Here is a 19,976-nt window from a genome sequence, read left to right on the forward strand (position 1 = left end):
CCGTCGCTTTGGCGACATTGCTGAAACGTGTTACATCAGGCAGAGACTTGCATCTAAGGGCTAAGCAACACAAATCCAAGCCCGGGATTTCCGTTTCTTAGCCCTTAGACTCCAGTCTCTAAACGCCTGGTTCCACACTCTCCTCAAAAAAAGCCCCCCCAGTTTTTCACTGAAGAGACTTTTCCAGTAACAGGGTGCCTGGCTAGCACTGAGAAAATCAATTTCTTAATTTTCACTTACCCGTCATTCAGATACGATTACTGGCTCAGTTTACACTGAGCGCTCAAAGCGCATTGTAGCGCCATCCATGGCAAATCTGTCAAGTTTAGCGACTAGCGACGTTTATCAAACTACATTCAAAGACAAACTTCAAAAGTATTTCCAGTATTAGCCAGTCATATCCTGTCACTATAGTAAGAATAACATTATCAAAGGCTTATGGAAACCTATTCAACCTGCTTTTGTGTGAATTTCGCCAGGGCTCCGTAAAGCACCATGCTCAGTATAATCACTACAAAAGTTGCGCCAATCGTGTTTGCAATGATTGAAACGTGCTTTAATCCGATGTAACAGGCAACCGACACAACCCAAACCAGAATGGCAATCCAGTTGACACCGCCTTGATACCAATACTGGCCATGAACCTTCGAAAAATCATCGATCTGATATTGCTGACGACGCAACCAGAAGTAGTCAACTAAGAATATGCCAATCTCTGGGCCAAGCACCATACCGATACCGTCCAAGAAGGCAGTGAAAATGGTCAGAAACGATGCCACAAAAATGGGTAGAAACGTTACCGCAGTGGCAACCAGCGTCACAACCCACAAGCTCACCCTTAAGCTCAACCGACGTGTCATGTTGGTCAGTGCTGAGCCTGCCGACATGAGATTCACGGCATTGGCTGTGGTACTGGTCAAAATAATGACGATCATGGCTAAGAAACCCAGCCCTAACTTGCTGGCAATGGTACTGGGGTCCGAATTGTTCGGGTCAAAATGATTCAGTGTAATGGCAGTCCCAATGGTGGCAATCAGGCCAATAAAGGCAAACCAGAACAGCCCCAAATTGGCTCCGAGGAAGGAAGCCTGCGTAGCGTTTTTCTTCACTCCAGTAAACCGAGAGAAATCACTAGCGGCAGTCACCCATGCCAAGTTAAAGGCAGCTAACACATCAATCGCTGCGCCGGGTGTCATTTTCAAATGATGCGGTGGCTGCCAGTTCAAAATCTGATGAAAGGAAACCGTCTTGAAAACCACGATGGACTCCCAGATAACGAAGATGAATACCAACACAATGCCCACCCGTTCAATCATCTGCACAGAACGTTGCCCGACTGAAATACTAAGGAGATGGAAAATACTCATCACAATGATACCAACTACCAAACCCGTGGTACCCCCGGGCTTACCGTACACCGGCCAACCGAAAATATCATGAAAGAGATAGCTCATTGATGTTGCTGCAATGAAAGTATTTACCGCTGCCCAGCCGATAAATTGTACTAAGTTGATCACTGATGGCAGCAAGCTACCCCTTAGTCCAAAGGAAGCCCGAGTCAAAGTCATGGCGGTTAGCCCGGTTTTGTAGCCCATATAACTGGCAGCAGCCAACAACAAATAGGAAATGACACCACTAATAATTAAAGTTGTCGAAGCCGTCAAAAAACCGCATGCCGCAATCACACCGCCAATGTACCAGGTCCCATTATTTGCATTGGCACCAACCCAAGTGGCAAACATATCCCAGTAAGACATGTGTCTGGCATTCACCGGAATCGCAGGAACCCGTCCTAACCCATTTTTTGCCAACTCAAACACTCCTCATCTCGCATTTATAGTAAAAAAACACCTCTATGCCCGCAGGTATAGAGGTGTCGTCATTAATTGCTGTTGCCAGCGCCGACCCTTTATTAGCCTCACGGGACTAAATTAAAAGGTATATTGATTTGAATTCAGTATAGAGTTAGGAATGAGTGTTGTCAATATGCATCGCTAACTCACAATTTGATGCCATTCTGCTTCATCAGCGCGCGAAATGTCATTCAAAAACTTCAACACACGTTGGGCACGCTTTTCCTGTTGAGCAAATAAATTGTTCAACCCTGCGCCAGTTGTGAGTGGCTGCCCCAACTTCAGCTGTTTATCCTGACGAGTACCTTCAGCAAAGGCCACCACCATCTCACCACTGTCAATTGTAGTGAATAAGAAGAACAGGCTGTAAGGATCATCGTCCTGCAAGTAAGCCGGCATCGCCCAAATTCCCTCTTGCAACTCACGAAGTTCAGACTCGCCAAACTTGTAGTCTAAATGATTTTGCTGGTTAATCGGCGTCTTTAAAAATAGCATCATGTTTTCGAACTGATCATCACCCAGCTTCAGTGCTGGACCGTCATTTTCACTCATTTTTATCCTCCTGTTAAACATTTACGCTCTATCTTACCTCTTTTTCGTTATGATTGTCTGCTGAAATGTCACTTGACGCTGACAAATTTATACTGTAAAGTTAACGGCAATTGAATACCAAATAAATTCAGACAGGGAGCTGATTTTTGATGACAAGTTTAGCAACGAGTATTGGCGGCAGAACCTTCGATAACTGCATGATGAATGCGGCAGGGATTCGCTGCCAAAGTAAGAAAGATTTGGACGCACTGATTGCCTCGAACGCAGGTGCATATGTGACTAAGAGTGCTACGCCAGAGAAACGAGCAGGTAACCCTTCACCACGGATGCAGACTTTGCCACACGGCAGTATTAATTCCATGGGTTTACCGAATAATGGCTTAGAATACTATTTAGATTATGTTATCGATGATCAGCATAATCGTCCTGGCACAACCAATTTTCTTTCCGTGGCTGGCACAAGTTTGGAAGATAACTTAGCCATGCTGCACGAGATTCAAGATTCTGAGTACGACGGTTTTGTAGAATTGAACTTATCGTGTCCCAACGTTCCTGGTAAGCCACAAGTTGGCTATGACTTTGATCGAGTAAATACAGTGTTGGATCAGGTCTTCAAATTCTACACGAAACCGCTTGGTGTGAAGTTGCCACCTTACTTTGATTTGGTGCATTTCGACCAAATCGCCGAAATTTTAAATCAGTATCCTCTCACCTTTGTGAACTCAATCAACAGTATCGGTAACGCTTTGGTAGTAGATCCACAGACTGAACGGGTCGCCATTCGGCCTAAGGGTGGGTTTGGCGGCATCGGTGGTGCTTCGGTGAAGCCTACTGCGTTAGCCAACGTGCGCGGCCTAGCGTTACGACTAAAACCTGAAATCGCCATTGTTGGTACCGGTGGGATTTTGAACGGTGTGGATGTGTTTGAACACATCTTGTGTGGTGCTTCCATGGTTCAAATCGGTACTCAGTTTGGTTACGAAGGGACCAAGATTTTTGACCGCCTTGCCAGCGAGTTAAGAGAAATCATGAATCAAAAAGGATATACCAACATTAATCAATTCCGTGGCAAACTAAAAACATTTGATGATTAACAAAATAAGGACTGAGCCGATTGTTTTCGGTTCAGTCCTCTTTTTTGTCTGCGCGTAATTCAGCTAATTCAGACCGAATTTCAGATAAAATCTCAATCTGCAGTTTTTCAATTTTCAGTGTATGGGGAATTTGGTTTTGGGAGAGATGATCCAGCTTGGCATGCAGAATCCGGAGTTCATGTTCTGATTTCAGATTCACGTGGAAATCATTCTCAGCATCCATCCGGTCACGATCTGCAGAACGGTTTTGACTCATCATGATGATGGGCGCTTGAATCGCTGCGATACAGCTTAGGGCCAGATTCAATAAAATGAAAGGATAACGGTCAAAATGGATGCCGAATAATTGCAAACCGTTGACCAGCATCCAGGAAATCAGGATGAAAACAAAGATACCAATAAACCCCCAGCTACCACCAAAGCGGGCAACATTATCCGCCACCCGTTCGCCAAACGTCAGACTTTTATTCAACGTTTCGTTAACATCAGTGATTTCATAATCATCGCTTTGCATCGCTCGAGTTAACTTCCGATTGATCTTTTGGCTCTGTTTCAAATCAGAATTAATCATCGCGTCAACGTTGGCTAGTCGATACTTCAATAAATGATGGCCGCAAATAAAATCAGTCACTTTGGCTTTGGGATAATCCCGTTTGACCCGCTGTCGAATGGCCGTACTTAAATCCGCTAGAAAAAGACCATCCTCGGCGTCATACGCTCTGCCATCCACAATGCAGTGCACCGTAGTATTCTCCGTCATGTCGTTCACTCCTCTCGCTATCAAGTTTAACGCAAAAACATCCGCTGCAAAATGATTCTTTCGCAGCGGATGTCATTAAAAATCGTCTGAGTACGGTGTTTCAAATTTGAGGCGACAAACTGATGTCTCCAGCAACGGTCTATTCTGTAACTAAGTCTTTGTCAATAAATGGCTTCTTAGCAGCTTTTAACTCTGCCTTGATTTCAGCCATGTGCTTGGCAAACTTATCATCTTTAAGGTCACAGTCAAACCACGATAATTCGGAAAGGTTTTCGTCCATTTGGGATAAAATTTTCGCAATCGCCTGCTGTGACTCATCATTAGTTGTCATCAAATTCACTCCTTAGTAGTTTTTACAATTGCCATAATACCGAATTTCCAGAGAATAGCAAGCGTTTTACTATTAAAAAGTTCATTATGAGATGAATTCTTATTTATCGCCAATTTTCAACATTATTTGCTCAGATAATCATTCATGAAACTGCATGATTTTTCAATTTGCTCAACCAATCACTTTACGCATATCCGCTGGTAAATCGGCCTCGAAATGCTGTGGTTCGTTAGTCAATGGGTCTTGATAATCTAACTGGTAGGCATGCAAAGCTTGGCGACCCATTTGATCTCTGGGACCACCGTAAAGTTCATCACCAAGCAGCGGGTGACCAATGGATTTGAAGTGGGCACGAATCTGATGTGTTCGACCTGTGTGCAACAGCACCTCGACCAACGTCCAGTTTGCATTTCGTTGACGGACCCAATACTCCGTTTGCGCTGATTTACCATCAGGTGCCACGATCTGGTCAAAACCATCCTCAGATCGCCTCAGTGGTGCGTCGATCACAGCATGATCCTGATTTAACTGACCGCTGACAATTGCCAGATAACGTTTCTTCAATCGATGATCAGCTAACTGCTGGTTCAACCAAGAATTGGCTAATCGGTGCTTGGCAATCAGCACTAGTCCACTCGTATCGCGATCCAATCGGGTGATAATGTGTGGTACCAAATTATGGTCGCCTTCAGAGACTAAATGCCCTTTCACACGATTAACCAGCGTATCGGTGCGATTGCTTGGACCGGGAACGGCAGTTAGCCCAGCTGGTTTCAAAACCACTAAAGTATTTCCATCTTCATGAATCACTTCAATGGGTTGAGTACTTACCGGAACTTCGGGATCGGCTGGTTCCTCAGGCACAATCAGTGTAATTTGGTCGGCTGGATTGACTTTAACCGCTGGCTTTACCACTGCCCCGTTCACTATAATTTGACCATTACTTTGGTTGAGCTGGGTAAACATTCGGTGACTGACACCGTGTTGGCTCAAGACTTGCTTCACCGATAATCCAGGGTCACGCACCGTCCACTTAAATTCCATTTAGTTCTATCCCTCTTCTTCAATTCGATTTAAAATGCGTCTCAACGATGGATAACTGTCGCCATCCAGATGATATTTCACTCTGAACTGGCCAATCATCCGATCAGAATACTTGTCCGGATCCAGCTTCATATTACTCGTATCCAGTGGCGCTTCATCCGTCACTATGGCATCTAGCAAGATTGGCCGCTTATCACCAGCTGCCAAATGCTGTTTGATCGTTTCTACTGCCTCTTTCAACGTGTCATCGTTGGTGACTCGCAAACCAATGGCGCCCATATTCTCGGCCACCCCAGCCCAGTTGGCATTCATAAACTTCAGCGCATAGTCACTCTTACCCGCCTTCGCTTTTTCCTGACGAATAAAGCCGTAACCGCCATTTTCCAGCACCACGTTAATGATTGGCAGTTGATATTGAACCTGAGTCAAAATATCTTGAACGACCATTGAAAAGCCGCCGTCACCCGACACGGTAATGACTCGCCGATCGGGATAGCTCAACTTAGCTGCAATTCCGGCTGACAACGCGTAACCCATGGCACCAAACCAGGAAGACATGGTCATCATCTGGCCGTCGCCAAAGGGCAACATACGAGCTGACCACACAGTGTTATTACCAATATCAAGCCCATAAATCGTGTCAGCTGTAACTAACTGTGAAACTTGGCGTAAAACGGCTTCTGGCGTTAATAATCCGTTGGGGCGTGCTGAAACTCGTTCATTTAAATAACCGTGCCAATTTTTGCGGGCAACGTGGCAAGCCTTTAAGAAATTACTGGCTGGCAAGTCTTCTGGTTGGGCGTTAAGCACCTGATTCAAATAAGTTTTGGCGTCCGCCTGCACCATTTGAGTCGCCGGAAATTGTTCGCCCAACGCCTGAGCAGACTGATTGATCTGAATCGTTTTAAGACCACTCGGCATAAACCGCATAAACGGATAACTCGTCCCCACCATCACGACCAAATCGGCCATGTGCATCGCTTCAAAAGCGGGTTGGGTGCCAATGGTTCCCTGTGGGCCTAAATTATTTTCAAAGTTGGTAGGGACGTAACCCACCGCTGGCGCAGTTGGAATCACTGGCAACCCAAACTTCTTTGAAAACGCCACAACTTCTTCTTGAGCGTGACGAATTCCCGTGCCAACCAGCATCACGGGCTGTTTTGCTTGTTTAATTAACGCAATGCTTTCGGCGACTTGTTCATCCGTGCCCATCAAGATTTGCTTCGGGTGCGTATTCACTGGCATGGCTTCATATTCAATTTCAACGTTTGCCAAATCATCTGGAATAATGACCACGGATGGCGACTGGGTTTCGTAAGCTGCCTGAATAGCCGACCGAATGGTTTCTGGAATTTGTTTGGCATCACTGACCTGACGATGAAAGGTATCCAGTCCAGCAAACAGCTCATCTTCATCCATATCCTGTAAATAATGGGTATTCATCATATTAGTGGCAACGTTACTAATGATGATCAGCATCGGTGTGTGATCCATTTTGGCGTCACAAAGACCATAGATTAGATGAATGGCACCGGGTCCAACTGCGGCTAACGCCACGCCGATTTTACCAGTGAGCTTAGATTCGGCAGCCGCTGCCAGCGCACCCACTTCTTCGTGACGCACCTGAATGTAGCGAACCAGATCCTGTTCAGCTGCAAAACCGTCGATCAGTGAATCAGCTGGGATACCGTAAACGTGATCAATCTGCCAATTTGCCAGTTCTTTTACCAGTGCTTCAGACGCCTTCATCTGTGCCATGATCAATGCCTCCTGCATATAAGTTACCTATATTTTACCATGTTTGCCTGGCAAAATATTGTTCAGCCAGTACTTTCAATAGCCGGCAGAAACCAGTGCCTGCAAATCATTGAAAGCATAGCTCACGTTTTGATTGCTATCTCCCAATCCACCCTGCAGATTTGAGTGAGAATCCTGAATTTGAAACCGCCAGACTTGACTCATAGCCAACTGATACAACCGCGGATGCCTGGCCACAGCAAATATCCGGGCTGCAATCGAATAATTAGCTGCTGATTCATTCCAGTCGCTGACTTCGCCGGTGACTTTGTAGCGGTTATATAACGTGCTGTTGGTGACCTGGTTGGCCAGCCATCGCAGTGAGGCATCCTTTAAGTGGCCAACTTCTGCCAAATGTAATAGCGTCAATAAGGCCTCAGAAGTATTTAATTCACTCGTTGAATATCTCTGCTTCGTCCAGTCATAATTGACGGCATACAACGGCAGCTGGGCACCGAGATAGCCACGTTGAACTAATCGCAACTGTTTAGCATACGTTGATTTCATTTCGTACTCTCGTAATGTTAACAAGTCATAATAGGCCAGTGACGTCAGCGGACTTATCTGCTGATATTCAGTGTCATAAAAATCTCTTAACTGACCGTTCTTGCTCACCTTCCGTTTCAAGGCAGCAAACCGCTGAATTGCTTTGGTTTGATAATATTCATCATGTGTTTTGGCGGCATATAGGCCCAGACTTCGAATGACTCGCAAATCATCTAGGGTGGCGTTAACCTTAGACCGTTTCCCAGTCGAAACTCGCATGCGATACATCAATAGACCATCGTTTTCAAACGTCGTCACCGTTTGCCGATAGGCTTGTCGAAATTTAGTCTTTTGACCCGACTGTGCTAAATAAATTAGCCAGAGACCAGCCGTTTCAGAAAGCAACGTACGGTTACCATTATTTTGACTATAAATCCCTTTCGAGGTAATCAGGTTAGTCGTCACAAATTTGGCCAGTTGCTTGGTCCGTTGATTATTATTTCCATATTTCGTTTGTGGTATAAACTCCGTGGAATACTGTCTAGACGCGGGTTTACTGACTCTTTTAGGCGCGCATCCCTGAATCAAAATCATCACTAACATCCCGCAAAGCAGTAGCTGAAATCGTTTCATAACTTATTCTCCTGTTTATCTAAGACGACGTTTCGGTTATACTATTAGAAAGAACATTCGTTCGGAAAGTGATGTGAACGTGTTGAATCCATCAGAATTACAAGATTATTTAGCAGCCAACAGTCAGGTTGAGGCCCGTTTTATGGAGAAAGCCTTACCCTATTTAAATGATGAAAATCTCAAACGAGCACCTGCCCGCCGATACAATAGTGCAATCATCCAACGGCAGGCGGACAAGTTGTACGACGAATTTGTGGAGCAGATTCACGGTAAAATTTCTCAACAAATCCGCGGTGAGGAGAGCCGTTCTGCATGGTTGCAACTGATTGAGCAGAATAACTTACTTGAGGAACTGGAAGATTCCATGGCAGATCTTAATTTCGGTGAGGAAGAATAGGCAAAATACAATTCATAGATTACCTTAAATCCCCCTGTTAAACGAGGATTAATCCATGAAAAATCAAAGTTGATACAAAGCTTCAAGTCTGTCACAGTATTTTTCGAAATCGGCACAAATAAGCGCTACCCCATTGTGGAGTAGCGCTTATTTCAAATCTTCAAATCATTAACCAAGAAGTATTTTACAAACCTTAAAGCTTAGTCACGCCGTTTCCGACTGACGAAAGCACCAAGGCCAACTAAGCCCATCAAACTCAAACCAAGCAATGCAAGACTGCTATTAGCATGCTCATCAGTTTGAGGTAATTTGTTGGTGTTAGTCGTTGCTGACTGAGTACCCTTAGATGCAGTTGGAGTAACTACTCCTGAAGCATTGGTATTACCAGTGGTTGAAGTTGGTGCTGTGTTTGTTGCAGTACCATTTGAACCTGCTGTCTGCTCTGGTGTAGTTTCGTTGTTATCTGCCGGAGCAGTTGAACCATTACCAGCTGGAGCCGTACCTTGATTGGTTTCAGGTGTAGTGGCACCACCGGCGTTATTATCCGTAGGGGTACTTGGATTAGTTGGAGTTGTGGTATCAGGACCGGTTGGAGTTGTGGTATCAGGACCGGTTGGAGTCGTAGTGTCTGGACCGGTTGGAGTTGTAGCTGCAGCTTTAGCGTATACAAACTTAACGTTCTGAGTTGTTTCAAATGTGAAGTAGTTTGGAGCAGCATCCGTCCCGTCCACATCTATACCATTGGCTTTCAATATAGCAACTGCTTGATCATAAGGAACAGTAGCGGTGTGTTGCCCATCTGGAGTGACATCGTAAGCATCAATTACCACATCACCTTTTGGATCAGTAGAATTAAATGTATAACGAATATACTTTGTTGGTACCAGACCAAGAGCCTCACCTTGAGGGGATTGACTAAGGACCGTCCCTGCTGGCGAACTCTCTAGGATAATTTGTTTCAAAGCACCATGATTAGCTAATTTAACATCTGAGCCTTGCACTTTATCATAGTTTGCCTGTTTGGTTGCAGGATCATAAGCACCATTTAAGGTCTTCGTTGGTGTCAGCTTAGCACCAGTATCATCAATGTAGTCGACTGTCTGTTGTGCAGGTACCAGTTTAACAATCAAGGTAAAATTACTGTCCCGTGAAGGATCAGTGATCTTATATAATTGCTGACTAATATTTAAGTCCCCAAATTCATTTGTAGTTTCTGCAGAACCTGAACCATTAATATTGCTTTCCGGCTTCTCAAGATTATCAGTTGTGTAGTTAACAACTTGAAAGCCTAGTGGAATATTCAGAGTAATTGACTGACCATTCTGATCAGTCAGAGTTTCTTTATAATTTAACGGTAAATAATAAGTTTGACCGGCGTTCCCATCAGGATAATAAACACTCATATATGCTCCTGCTACAGGTTGCCCATCTGCTTTATCATAGTTCGGCTTTGTTGTGGAAAGTAAAACTTGACCATCAGTCGTCTTCATTTCAAAAGTGAAGGTCCCTATTTGATCAGGATTTTGCTGATTGTTAGCATATACAAACTGGACTCCAGTTAAATTACTTACAAAGTCTGGACTTGTAGCGTTGACCGATCCATCTGTACCAATGCCTTTATCAGATAGGCTCTGGACAAGCTTATCAGCAGCTTTGTTAGTTGCATCGTTAATATAAGGTACACCGACCCCAAATTTCTGAGCCATTTGATCATACCAGCTATTACCAGTGGATTCATCTGGGGTATTTTCGTACGAATTAGTGTCTTCATTGAAAGTTTTCATCGTGGCAAAAGCCTTGTTAAAGGTATTGCTTGCTTGATCATAACCATCAAAAGCATAGATGAATTCTCTAGCTGGTGTTGTCGAAGTTGCAGCCGTCTTAAGGATAATTTCCTTCAAATTAGCCGTCTGATCTTTACCGGCATTTTCTGGATCATTCGCCTGAATTTCAGTTTTACCAGTTCCATCCGTTGACACCGTTACATTCGTAACAGATGGATCAAGTGGAGTTTGATCCTCATGAGTGTATCTAACACTAACAATGCCTTTATCAATGATTGGGACAGTAAACGTCACAGATTTCACAGCAGCAGCGATAGCATAATTTGGAATAGCAACAGTACCATCTAGTTTGATTCCAAACTGTGCCAGATAATTGAATGCCTGTTCGTAGGTCGCTATATTGCCATCAGGATCTTTGGTACTATCAATTACTGTCTGCGTTGCATTATTGATTTCAAAAGTCATCGGTTTCAAATTCTGAGAGGCACCAAAATCGCTCGGCGTCACAGTCACTGTCACATCACCAGAAGTATCATACCCGGAAGGTGCATTGACTTTAGCAGGTGTTAAACCGGCAACAACTTCATTCGCGGCAGTATAGACAGTTGTTGTGTTAGTGCCCTTCTGCTGATAATTAATTGTAGTCTTAACAACTGGATTAACTTCCACGTTTAACTGAAGACTTGTATTAGCTTCATCCGGAATCGTCACAGTCGGACCAGTAGTAGGATCAAAATTGGAAATAGATTGACCCCCATCTAGGCTATATGATACCAACTTCAGAATCGTTGGTTGACCGTTTAATTCACCACCACTAATCACGGGAATAGTCGTTGAAGTACCAACTGGGGCTGGCTGAGTTCCACTCGTAATCACCTGATTGGTCTTGTTATCAACGTAAGTCATCGTGACATTAGAAGTCTCACCGACCCGGGCAGTAAACCCAGTAGTCGCTTTCTTTTCAGTTGTAGCCGTATTAGCTGTCGTATTTTGACTGTTCGTTGTAGTTGTATCCTGTTTAGTAGCAGTTTTATCACTTTGTTGTGCATCGATTGCAGTAGAAGCAGCTTTCGCGGCGGTTGCATCTGACACTGTATCTGACGTTTCAGCTCCAGCCGTAATGTCGGATTCTGTAGCGTCAGGCTTAGCTGCTGGCGTTGCTGCATCAGCTGTGGCTGAATCGCTTTGAGTATCAGTTGTTGGTGAAGTCAAGGTTACCTGCTTTGTCGTAGTTGCATTAGCCGACTCGTCACTGACAGGCGTAGTATCGTCCGTCGAACTTGCCTCAGTTGTAGCCGCAGAAGCTTTTGGTGCGATTGCCATTGCGCCTAAAAGGGCAACACTGGTTAAACAAGCCGTTACCCAATGCTTACCATCCTTATACGATTTATAATGCGGTGTTGACGCCATTCTTGTTAATTTCTGATTCATTATTAAATCCCCCCAAAGATATTTAATCCGTTTGGTTCCAACAAAAAACAACGACCTATAGTTATCCCTCAAAGCATTTTACAAAGAATAGCAAAAGGACACTTTCGCCCTTTCTGTCTTTATATTAGCATTAATTAGCTCTAAATTCTATCTTCGCTTAGGTATACCAAAGGATAGGTTTGGAAAAAAATCAAAAAAATGTTCCTCTCGAGATTAACTTGCTCAGTTAATTTCATGAGGAACATTTTAAAATTTAATTTATTTCACTTCATCGGCAACTGCCTGATTGACGGCATTTTGTTCCGCTTCAATCAATGCGACCCGACTTTCAATCACTTTAATATCCATGGTAATTTCACGAGTCAACCCGGGTGTATTAATCTTTGGTTCGAAGAAGGTCTTGAACTCGACCAATCTATCGGCCGTCTTGAAGATGCCGGCTGTAACAGTGATGTAAGTGGAGAATTCCATATCCCCACCAACCGTATCTTCAAGCCACTGCCAATCTGTCCGCAACCAATCCCAGGCTGCTTGTTCACCCTTGGGGTTAGCTAAAACTCCTCTGAACCAGCCACGGAGATCTTGTGGCTTGACGATATCAGCATTTTCAAATTCACCGATGGTTTTAGCAATTAAATCGACGTCTGGTGTGCTTGTCAACGCTGCCCGGATATTGGCTTTATAACTGCCATCAGCAGTTGATTGATAGTCAGCAAGTAACTGATCATACAGCTTTGCACTACCATAGTGTTTGACTTCATTTGATAAAATCAACCCACGAATATCAGCGGATAACGTTGCTAATTTTGCTTGATTATCCTGGAAAATTTGGTGAGCAGCAGCAATCGCATCCTCATTTTGAGCGTACAGCGCGGCACTCAAAATCATCGGCCGTGACAGTTGATCGTCGATTGATTCACCTGCGACTGGCAGCCAACCAAGTCGTTTTACCTGAGCAGCACTAAGCTGATCAAATAATTGCTGCAAGTGTTTTTCTTCTGTTGAGTCAGGTGACACAAATTTTTTGAAATTATTGGCTAACGTATACAGAGCAGTAATTACTACCGCAGCATTGCTATCAGCAAACCGTTTCAGTAACGGCACCACGCTAGCATACGAAATTTGCTGACCTTCTGCTAATAACCGCAGATCTTGCATCAACTGCAATTGAGTAATGGCATCGAAGTCATCCAAATGAGCCAAAATATCGTTCAGTAAGGTCTCATCATAGCGCACGATAAAGTGAGAATTATTCCCCACATTGGCACGGAATGGTTCTCCCAGACGAGAGCGAACATCATCGTATTGGCCCAAAGAGATTTGCTTATCTTTGAATATCGCTGGTGCTTGTGAATCGTTACTATTTAATGGAATCTGCCATTGTCGACCAGCATCCTTGCCGTCGCCAATAAAGAATTGGTGCTGTTTCAAAGTGAGCTGACCATTAACAATTTGTGCGTCTACCACTGGATAACCTGGCTGTTCCAACCAAGAATTCATAATGGCACCAATATCTAAGTTAGAGGCAGCGCCAAGGGCTGACCATAAGTCTGCACCGGTTGCATTGCCATACTGATGAGCTTCAAAATACTTCTTCAGCCCCTTACGTAATGCATCGTCACCCAATAATGAGCGAACCATGACCAGCATCCTGGCACCCTTGGCGTAAACGATGGCGCTATCGAACAGGGCATCAATTTCAGCGGGGTCTTCCACTTGAACGTGAACGGATTGAACGCCATCGGTGGCATCCCGGTTCAGTGCCATTGGGGCCTCACTGGTCTGGAATAGCTCCCAAATGTGCCAGTCAGGTTGAATGGCATCAATTGCCACGTATTCCATCATGTTGGCGAAACTTTCATTGAGCCATAGATCATCCCACCACTTCATGGTGACTAAATCACCGAACCATTGGTGAGCCAGTTCATGAGCGATGACGGTGGCGACCTGTTGCTTCATTTCAAGAGACGTATTATCAGGATCCAGCAGCAAGTAGGCTTCCCGATAAGTGACCAAGCCCCAGTTTTCCATGGCACCCGCGGAAAAGTCTGGCAGCGCCAATTGCCAGGAATGTGGCAACGGATAAGGAGTCTGGTAGAAGTCTTCGTAAAATTCGATTGAGCGTTTAGCAATGTCCAAAGCAAAGTTCAATTCATTGGCCTTGTGCGCTTTGGTACCAAAAACACCCACTGTGACGCCACTCTTGGTCTTAGTTTGCTTGCTTTGCAGCTCACCAAAAGCAAAGGCAATCAAGTAAGTAGACATCTTCATGGTCGTGTCAAAGTAATGCACACCATCTTCAGTCCGGACTTCTGGCATGTTACTGATGATGGTTTCACCAGGATGTTCGTCAAATTTGATGGCTAAATCAAAGGTTGCTTTCGCTTCCGGCTCATCGATGCTAGGGAATGCCTGACGTGCGAAAGTCGTTTCAAATTGCGTACCGATGATCTGCTTCTTTTCACCGTTAACTTCGTAGTATGACGGGTAAATGCCCATCATAGAATCAGTTAATGGTGCAGTGTAGGTAACTGTTAGTCTAGTCTCACCAGCCTGCTTAAGGTTGATACGGATGGCTTCAGCTGATTGATCTAATTTAAAATCAACCGCTGCTCCATCCGCTTCAACAGCAGATACATCTAAAAATTTCTGATGCAGTGCAATTGCCGTTTGGCTGGCGTTTCCTGTAATCGTGGTTTTACCGGAAATGAGTTTCGTTCCCCGGTTAATATCAAGGTATAAGTCGTAATGACTTGGTTGAAAAGTCTCATAAAAATGGTTTGATTCTGTCATGGATTGGCCCCCATTTATCGTTAGAATATATCCATTATACGACTTTCGCTTAACGGCTGGTGGTTTAAAGTACGCTACTTACTTCAATTTCGGCAATGGCCGAAATCTGACTAAAGTATTCACCTTCACCAAATACATCAGTGCGATGATCAGCAATGGTGTAAAAATAATCAAATCAGCCGTCCAACTGCCATTCCCCTGCATCTGCGTGGTAATGGTAGGATCAAAATCAATCAGCAAATGGATAACTAATCCCACCCAAATACCGTTGGTAGAAATGCGGATCGCAGAAAACGCCATTCCAATCACAAATGCGTAGAATACCTGTTGCAACGTTGTTTGAACGCTCTGCCCATTAAATAAATGGGATAAATGAAGCAGACCAAACACCAGACTGCTGGCAGTTGCCGTCCACAGTAAGGACTGATTTTTGGACTGGAAAAGCCCCAGAAAAAAAGAAAATAACAGTCCACGACACAGCGTTTCTTCAAAGATTCCTGCCGAAAGTGCAATCAGGGCAATGTTGAAAAGCTGGACCGGTGTTAACCCCATTGAAAAAATGACGTGAAGTTTCAATGACAAGACACTGATAAAAAAGAACAGGATCAAGGCTAACCAAGTCCTTATAGGCCGCTGATACCCGATTGATCCAGGTGATGTGATCCTAACTGTTTTGAAAAAATAAGCCATGATCAATCCTAAAACTACAGCTAATATCAACCTTGCAGCCGCATAGCCAAATGTCACGATACCATGATCAGTCATGGTTATCACTTGGTGCAATAAATAAGAAACCCCGAAGAAAATGACTAAACTCCCAGCAATAACGCCTAATTTCCAGCGCTGATCACCGGCAGCTTTTAAATTATACATGAACTGCCTCCAAGTAAATGAATTAACACTACGATACCACATGGCAGCTGATCACCAAAGACTTGACCACTCCTTTAGCGAATCGTGTTAATTCCCATTAAAACCAACAGTATTGCCATCACCCACTTCATACCGCCAGAATGTGATGAAGTTGAAATTTTCTTGACTAATAACGGCGCAACCAGTGCCCCAACAGCAGCACCAATCATCAAAGGCAGTCCCAGGTGCCAATCCACCTGACCGCCAGAAACGTGCATGGCAGCGCCAATCACGCTTAATCCTACCAGTACATACGAAGACGTGGCAACTGCTTGAAAAGTATCCAGTCCAAGAATCAATAAGCCGGCCAAAACAGGACCGCCGCCGCTCATTCCGGCAATTCCTACCATCAATCCGCTTAGAACACCGTACATGGATGCCATCAGCAATGTATGGTTTTTGGGTGCAGATTGATTGTTTTTCTGGAGAACGATTCTGAGACCCAGCGCGACTAAAATCAGACCAAGCACCCAACGGTAAACGGCAGCTGGAATATAAGGTGCCAATAGCGCGCCAATCACCACAGCAGGGACGGCAGAAAATAACATTTGATTACCTAACCGAAAATTAATCTGCTTTTGACGATAATATCCCCAGGAACCAATAATGACAGAGGGTAATGAAGTTACTAGCGAAGTCGCCGCAGCGGACAGCGGGGCAACTTTAAACACTGAAGCCAGCAATCCTAGATAAATGGCGCCCCCACCGCCACCTAAGGAAATGACGATGATACCGACAATAAAACCCAAGAGCAATAACAATGCTGTTTCCATTCTTTGTCTTCTTTCTTACTCATTTATATTTACAGCTTGTAATTATAAATGATAAACTGTAAAATTCAAGTGAAAGAGGGGCTTAACTTGACCAGTCGAACGTTAACAACTGAAAAAATTATCCAAACCGCAATGTCATTAATCGCGGCGCAAAAGCCACTGACTTTTTCTAATATTAGCCGAGAATTAGGTACGCATTCGCAGGCACTCTATAATTATTTCCCGGACGTGAGCACCTTAAGTGCTTCAATCGATGAAACTTATAACTCCGGTCTGGTAAATGAATTACAGCAGCAACTGTTGGGCCTATCAGGTGAAGAAGCAATTCTCAAATTTGCGACAGTCTCACGGCAATATGCACTTGAGCACTTTAAAATTACCCAGTTCGTATTAGCGATTCCACGGGAGTTACTGAATGAAAACGCCGCGAAGGCGCCCAGTTCGGAGCAACTAAAAAGTATTTTGTACCAACTGCTTCAAACGATGAACATCGATGAACGGCACCGTTTGAATGCTGCGCGAATGATTCGTAATCTGATCATCGGTGAAATCGTCAACGTTGGGCGTGGTTGGTTTACCACCAAATCCGTAAAGGAATCGGAGAGTTTTAAACAAATGTTGTTGCTTGCGTTGCATCACTTAGACGAATTATGAGACACAAAAAAACGCTGAATGAGCTATTCAGCGTTTTCATCTATACATCTGCAGCACTTGATTAGTTGTGGCTGTACCATAAACAATCGTTTGAATGTTTTTAGTGATTTGGGCAATTTTTGGAAAACCACTGAAACCTGTTTGACCATGGCCGTGAGTCATAATCGCAATAGCGTAACGTTGACCATTTGGCAAAGTGACGATACCAGCATCGTTGTTGTACGACCCAATCCAGCCAACTTTATTGGCAGTGGTAGAGCCCGGTATTGCTTGTACGGCACCAGTTGGAATACCTGCGCGATAGACCTGTCGGCTCATTAGTGACAACACTTGGCTACGATTAGCTGCGTTATCAAAGGGATAGCGTCCCTGATCTAACTTCCGCATGACTGAAACCAAGGTGGCAGCGGTTGTCTTGGCGGGTTGATAAGCGACAAACGGGTGGGAGTACCAGCCCTGTTTCTTAACAAAAGCATCCATAGTAGTTAAGCCATACGAATCCAAATAATTCTCGGCAAATTTATTCTGACTGCGGACAATCATTTCCTGAAATCCAGCTGACCGTAACATGGTCTTATTAAGAGTGCCAGCATCGATTCGGGCGAGAATATTGGCGACTATAAACATCTTATACGTACTTGCTGACGTGTACGCCTTATGAGCGTTAGGACTGGAGACAGCTAGCTGACCGGCCCTGTAAAAATCAGCAGCATCACTTACACCAGCTGGGGTAGTCAACTTCGCTCCTAGATTATAAAATGAAATGCTCACCGTGCCATCTTTTGTCACCGAGTTAACGTATTTTTGCAGCTTCTGTTTCACCGCTTTTTGCTGACTGGTCACTTGTGACTGCGGTGGATCAGCGTGCGCAGGACTCCCAAGCAAACCCACAGCTAGGAATATCGTGATTAAGGAAATAATGAAAACGCAAGCTGGCAAGTAGGTCATCGCAGAATGATGATGTCGATCCATTCGACTCTGCCCGTTCATGCTGGTCATCCCCTTCAGTTTATTTTACTGACATTATACTCTTTTGTACTATCAGTTAGTGATATGGTGATCAATTATTGGTAAAGAAAAGGCACCATCCCACGGTTGTTGGAATGGTACCTTTTCTAGCCTATCTGTAAATCGATGACTAATATTGAGTTACTTTTATTGTTGTTCTTTCCGACGGCGGCTAATTCCAAACAGCCCTGCCAGACTAGCCAAAATACTCATGCCAAGCAAAGCACCTGCTTGACTTGTTGAGTCTTCATTAGTTTGAGGTAGCGTACTTGCTTTGGCTTGGTTAGTCACTGGTGTCTGAGTCGTACTCGAATCATCTGTTGCTGTCCCTGCGTTAGTGCCATTACTGATTGCAGGAGTAGCAGAAGCATTGTTCGAACCACTATTGGTATCTGATCCACTGGCAACTGGATTGTTCGCTGTTGCTTTTTCTGAAGTAGTATGTGAACCAGCAGTTGAACCACTATTATCGGCCGGTTTCGTTGAAGCGGCTTCAGTGAAGCCCTTATTTTCCGCTGGTGCTGTCACTGTGGTAGAGCTGTCATTCGGTGTGGTTGGCGTTGTCGCAGTGGTTGAGTCGTCAGTTGGTGTAACTGGCGTTGGGTTGCCAGTATTGGAGGTTTCACCTGAATTACCACCAGTTGCAGGCTGACCCGTAACGATATAAGTGATCACAGCTGAACCGGGTAATTTTTCAAGTGTAAATCCACCGAGAGCAATGTCATCACCAAGTGATTTGGCAAAGGAAACAGTATAAACATTGCCATTGTGCGAGATAATCCCATTCACTGTGGTAATCACAGCCGCCCTTAAATCTGCAGGAGTAGAAGTGTCCGCTAAATCAACTGTTTCAGCCTTTCCGGTATCAGGATTCAAACCTGTGAATAGAATATCACCCTTTTGCGTTAGGAGATCATAAGTAATCGTGGTCAAGGTACTGTTGTCCTTAGTGGCCGTCTCAATTTTGATGCCAGTCAGCGTATAACCATTGGGAATAGTATCAGTCACTGTTGTGTATTTAGTGTTAGCGGTGTCAACAGAGGCAACTATACCTTTATCGACACCTTGATTGTTCACATTAGCTACAATTTTATCTGTGCCAGTCTGAGTACTTAATGTATCACCACTGGTAGTTTTAACAGTTGTCGTAACCTGGTGTTCTGCGGTTGTGGGCGTGGTTTGATCATCGTTTGAAGAAGGGTCAGAAATTGCTGCATTCTGCGCCTTTGTTTGTGGTGTTTGACTATTATTGCCAGACTGCTGAGAATTTGAACTGTCTGACACTTCTTTTACTTGTCCGTCTACCGGCGTTGTTGCCGGATCAGTTGCAGTCCCAGTACCATCTTGAGCATTCGATGATTGATCAGTTTCACTTTCTGAAACAACAGCAGTAGTAGCTGGTGCACTAGTGGCTGGCGTTTCAGCACTTGCAGCTGATGCAGATACACTGCTTACTCCAAGTGCACCCAAACCAAGAGCCATGACTGTCACACCCGCTACTAGCCATTGACGCCCTTTTTTATACATTTTAAAATGAGTCTTTGCTTCGTAATTACTGCTTTTGTACATAATAATCCCCTCCAACAAATCTGTTTCGTTTAATAAGTTGTCAATCTTATAAGACTGCAACATTATTACACCTTAATCATACCATAACCCAATTTGTAAGAATCA

Annotated in this window: 16 protein-coding genes; 3 read left to right on the plus strand and 13 right to left on the minus strand. The window is 44.3% G+C overall.

Going from position 1 to position 19,976, the window contains the following annotated elements; all coding sequences use genetic code 11:
* Nucleotides 1–446: 446 nt before the first annotated feature.
* Both HC026_RS09100 and HC026_RS09105 read right to left on the minus strand, forming a co-directional pair.
* Nucleotides 447–1,811, minus strand: coding sequence for a cytosine permease (locus HC026_RS09100; protein ID WP_269814117.1), 1,365 nt, complete (start codon nt 1,809–1,811; stop codon nt 447–449).
* Nucleotides 1,812–1,994: 183 nt separating this feature from the next.
* Nucleotides 1,995–2,405 carry a hypothetical protein gene (locus HC026_RS09105; RefSeq protein ID WP_168925657.1) on the minus strand — a complete coding sequence of 137 codons (411 nt, stop codon included), beginning with the start codon at nt 2,403–2,405 and terminating at the stop codon, nt 1,995–1,997.
* Nucleotides 2,406–2,554: 149 nt separating this feature from the next.
* Between HC026_RS09105 and HC026_RS09110 the strand changes: the two genes are divergently transcribed.
* Nucleotides 2,555–3,499, plus strand: a complete 945-nt coding sequence (locus tag HC026_RS09110; RefSeq protein WP_168925658.1) for a dihydroorotate oxidase — start codon at nt 2,555–2,557, stop codon at nt 3,497–3,499.
* A 31-nt stretch (nt 3,500–3,530) separates the two neighbouring features.
* Here the strand turns inward: HC026_RS09110 and HC026_RS09115 are convergent, their stop codons facing one another.
* The 5 genes from HC026_RS09115 to HC026_RS09135 form a co-directional block, all read right to left on the minus strand.
* On the minus strand, nt 3,531–4,259 hold the full coding sequence (locus tag HC026_RS09115) for a DUF1003 domain-containing protein (RefSeq protein WP_168925659.1): 729 nt from the start codon (nt 4,257–4,259) through the stop codon (nt 3,531–3,533).
* Between the two features lie 139 nt (nt 4,260–4,398).
* The gene (locus HC026_RS09120) at nt 4,399–4,590 is read right to left on the minus strand and encodes a hypothetical protein (protein WP_168925660.1); all 192 of its coding nucleotides are present in this window, start codon (nt 4,588–4,590) and stop codon (nt 4,399–4,401) included.
* 171 nt (nt 4,591–4,761) lie between these two features.
* The gene (locus HC026_RS09125) at nt 4,762–5,634 is read right to left on the minus strand and encodes an RluA family pseudouridine synthase (RefSeq protein ID WP_168925661.1); all 873 of its coding nucleotides are present in this window, start codon (nt 5,632–5,634) and stop codon (nt 4,762–4,764) included.
* A 6-nt stretch (nt 5,635–5,640) separates the two neighbouring features.
* Nucleotides 5,641–7,392: a thiamine pyrophosphate-dependent enzyme gene (locus tag HC026_RS09130; protein WP_168925662.1), complete on the minus strand. Its 1,752-nt coding sequence runs from the start codon at nt 7,390–7,392 to the stop codon at nt 5,641–5,643.
* Nucleotides 7,393–7,467: 75 nt separating this feature from the next.
* Nucleotides 7,468–8,550: a glycosyl hydrolase family 8 gene (locus HC026_RS09135; RefSeq protein WP_168925663.1), complete on the minus strand. Its 1,083-nt coding sequence runs from the start codon at nt 8,548–8,550 to the stop codon at nt 7,468–7,470.
* A gap of 79 nt (nt 8,551–8,629) precedes the next feature.
* On the opposite strand from HC026_RS09135, the gene HC026_RS09140 reads away from it, so the two are divergent.
* Nucleotides 8,630–8,947 carry a hypothetical protein gene (locus HC026_RS09140; RefSeq protein ID WP_168925664.1) on the plus strand — a complete coding sequence of 106 codons (318 nt, stop codon included), beginning with the start codon at nt 8,630–8,632 and terminating at the stop codon, nt 8,945–8,947.
* A gap of 200 nt (nt 8,948–9,147) precedes the next feature.
* On the opposite strand, the gene HC026_RS09145 is transcribed toward HC026_RS09140, so the two are convergent.
* The 4 genes from HC026_RS09145 to HC026_RS09160 all read right to left on the minus strand — a co-directional run bounded on the left by HC026_RS09145 (nt 9,148) and on the right by HC026_RS09160 (nt 16,640).
* On the minus strand, nt 9,148–12,162 hold the full coding sequence (locus tag HC026_RS09145; RefSeq protein WP_168925695.1) for a KxYKxGKxW signal peptide domain-containing protein: 3,015 nt from the start codon (nt 12,160–12,162) through the stop codon (nt 9,148–9,150).
* Between the two features lie 258 nt (nt 12,163–12,420).
* Nucleotides 12,421–14,955: a M1 family metallopeptidase gene (locus HC026_RS09150; RefSeq protein WP_168925665.1), complete on the minus strand. Its 2,535-nt coding sequence runs from the start codon at nt 14,953–14,955 to the stop codon at nt 12,421–12,423.
* A 78-nt stretch (nt 14,956–15,033) separates the two neighbouring features.
* On the minus strand, nt 15,034–15,828 hold the full coding sequence (locus HC026_RS09155) for a CPBP family intramembrane glutamic endopeptidase (protein ID WP_168925666.1): 795 nt from the start codon (nt 15,826–15,828) through the stop codon (nt 15,034–15,036).
* 74 nt (nt 15,829–15,902) lie between these two features.
* A complete protein-coding gene (locus HC026_RS09160; RefSeq protein WP_168925667.1) occupies nt 15,903–16,640 on the minus strand; it encodes a sulfite exporter TauE/SafE family protein in 738 nt (245 codons plus the stop codon).
* A gap of 87 nt (nt 16,641–16,727) precedes the next feature.
* Here HC026_RS09160 and HC026_RS09165 point away from each other — a divergent pair, with 87 nt between their 5' ends.
* On the plus strand, nt 16,728–17,294 hold the full coding sequence (locus tag HC026_RS09165) for a TetR/AcrR family transcriptional regulator (RefSeq protein WP_168925668.1): 567 nt from the start codon (nt 16,728–16,730) through the stop codon (nt 17,292–17,294).
* A gap of 36 nt (nt 17,295–17,330) precedes the next feature.
* Here HC026_RS09165 and HC026_RS09170 read toward each other — a convergent pair whose 3' ends face one another.
* Together HC026_RS09170 and HC026_RS09175 are read right to left on the minus strand one after the other, a co-directional pair.
* Complete coding sequence (locus HC026_RS09170) at nt 17,331–18,284, minus strand: serine hydrolase (protein WP_168925669.1); 954 nt, start codon at nt 18,282–18,284, stop codon at nt 17,331–17,333.
* Nucleotides 18,285–18,449: 165 nt separating this feature from the next.
* Complete coding sequence (locus HC026_RS09175; protein WP_211089465.1) at nt 18,450–19,871, minus strand: KxYKxGKxW signal peptide domain-containing protein; 1,422 nt, start codon at nt 19,869–19,871, stop codon at nt 18,450–18,452.
* Nucleotides 19,872–19,976 lie beyond the last annotated feature (105 nt).

It is taken from the genome of Secundilactobacillus angelensis, assembly GCF_012641075.1.
Taxonomy (GTDB): domain Bacteria; phylum Bacillota; class Bacilli; order Lactobacillales; family Lactobacillaceae; genus Secundilactobacillus; species Secundilactobacillus angelensis.

Excerpts from the sequence above, each read along its gene's own strand:
- HC026_RS09105 (WP_168925657.1), bottom strand. The coding sequence starts at position 2,405 with ATGAGTGAAAATGACGGTCCAGCACTGAAGCTGGGTGATGATCAGTTC.
- HC026_RS09110 (WP_168925658.1), top strand. The coding sequence starts at position 2,555 with ATGACAAGTTTAGCAACGAGTATTGGCGGCAGAACCTTCGATAACTGC.
- HC026_RS09115 (WP_168925659.1), bottom strand. The coding sequence starts at position 4,259 with ATGACGGAGAATACTACGGTGCACTGCATTGTGGATGGCAGAGCGTAT.
- HC026_RS09120 (WP_168925660.1), bottom strand. The coding sequence starts at position 4,590 with ATGACAACTAATGATGAGTCACAGCAGGCGATTGCGAAAATTTTATCC.
- HC026_RS09125 (WP_168925661.1), bottom strand. The coding sequence starts at position 5,634 with ATGGAATTTAAGTGGACGGTGCGTGACCCTGGATTATCGGTGAAGCAA.
- HC026_RS09130 (WP_168925662.1), bottom strand. The coding sequence starts at position 7,392 with ATGGCACAGATGAAGGCGTCTGAAGCACTGGTAAAAGAACTGGCAAAT.
- HC026_RS09135 (WP_168925663.1), bottom strand. The coding sequence starts at position 8,550 with ATGAAACGATTTCAGCTACTGCTTTGCGGGATGTTAGTGATGATTTTG.
- HC026_RS09145 (WP_168925695.1), bottom strand. The coding sequence starts at position 12,162 with ATGAATCAGAAATTAACAAGAATGGCGTCAACACCGCATTATAAATCG.
- HC026_RS09150 (WP_168925665.1), bottom strand. The coding sequence starts at position 14,955 with ATGACAGAATCAAACCATTTTTATGAGACTTTTCAACCAAGTCATTAC.
- HC026_RS09155 (WP_168925666.1), bottom strand. The coding sequence starts at position 15,828 with ATGTATAATTTAAAAGCTGCCGGTGATCAGCGCTGGAAATTAGGCGTT.
- HC026_RS09160 (WP_168925667.1), bottom strand. The coding sequence starts at position 16,640 with ATGGAAACAGCATTGTTATTGCTCTTGGGTTTTATTGTCGGTATCATC.
- HC026_RS09170 (WP_168925669.1), bottom strand. The coding sequence starts at position 18,284 with ATGAACGGGCAGAGTCGAATGGATCGACATCATCATTCTGCGATGACC.
- HC026_RS09175 (WP_211089465.1), bottom strand. The coding sequence starts at position 19,871 with ATGTACAAAAGCAGTAATTACGAAGCAAAGACTCATTTTAAAATGTAT.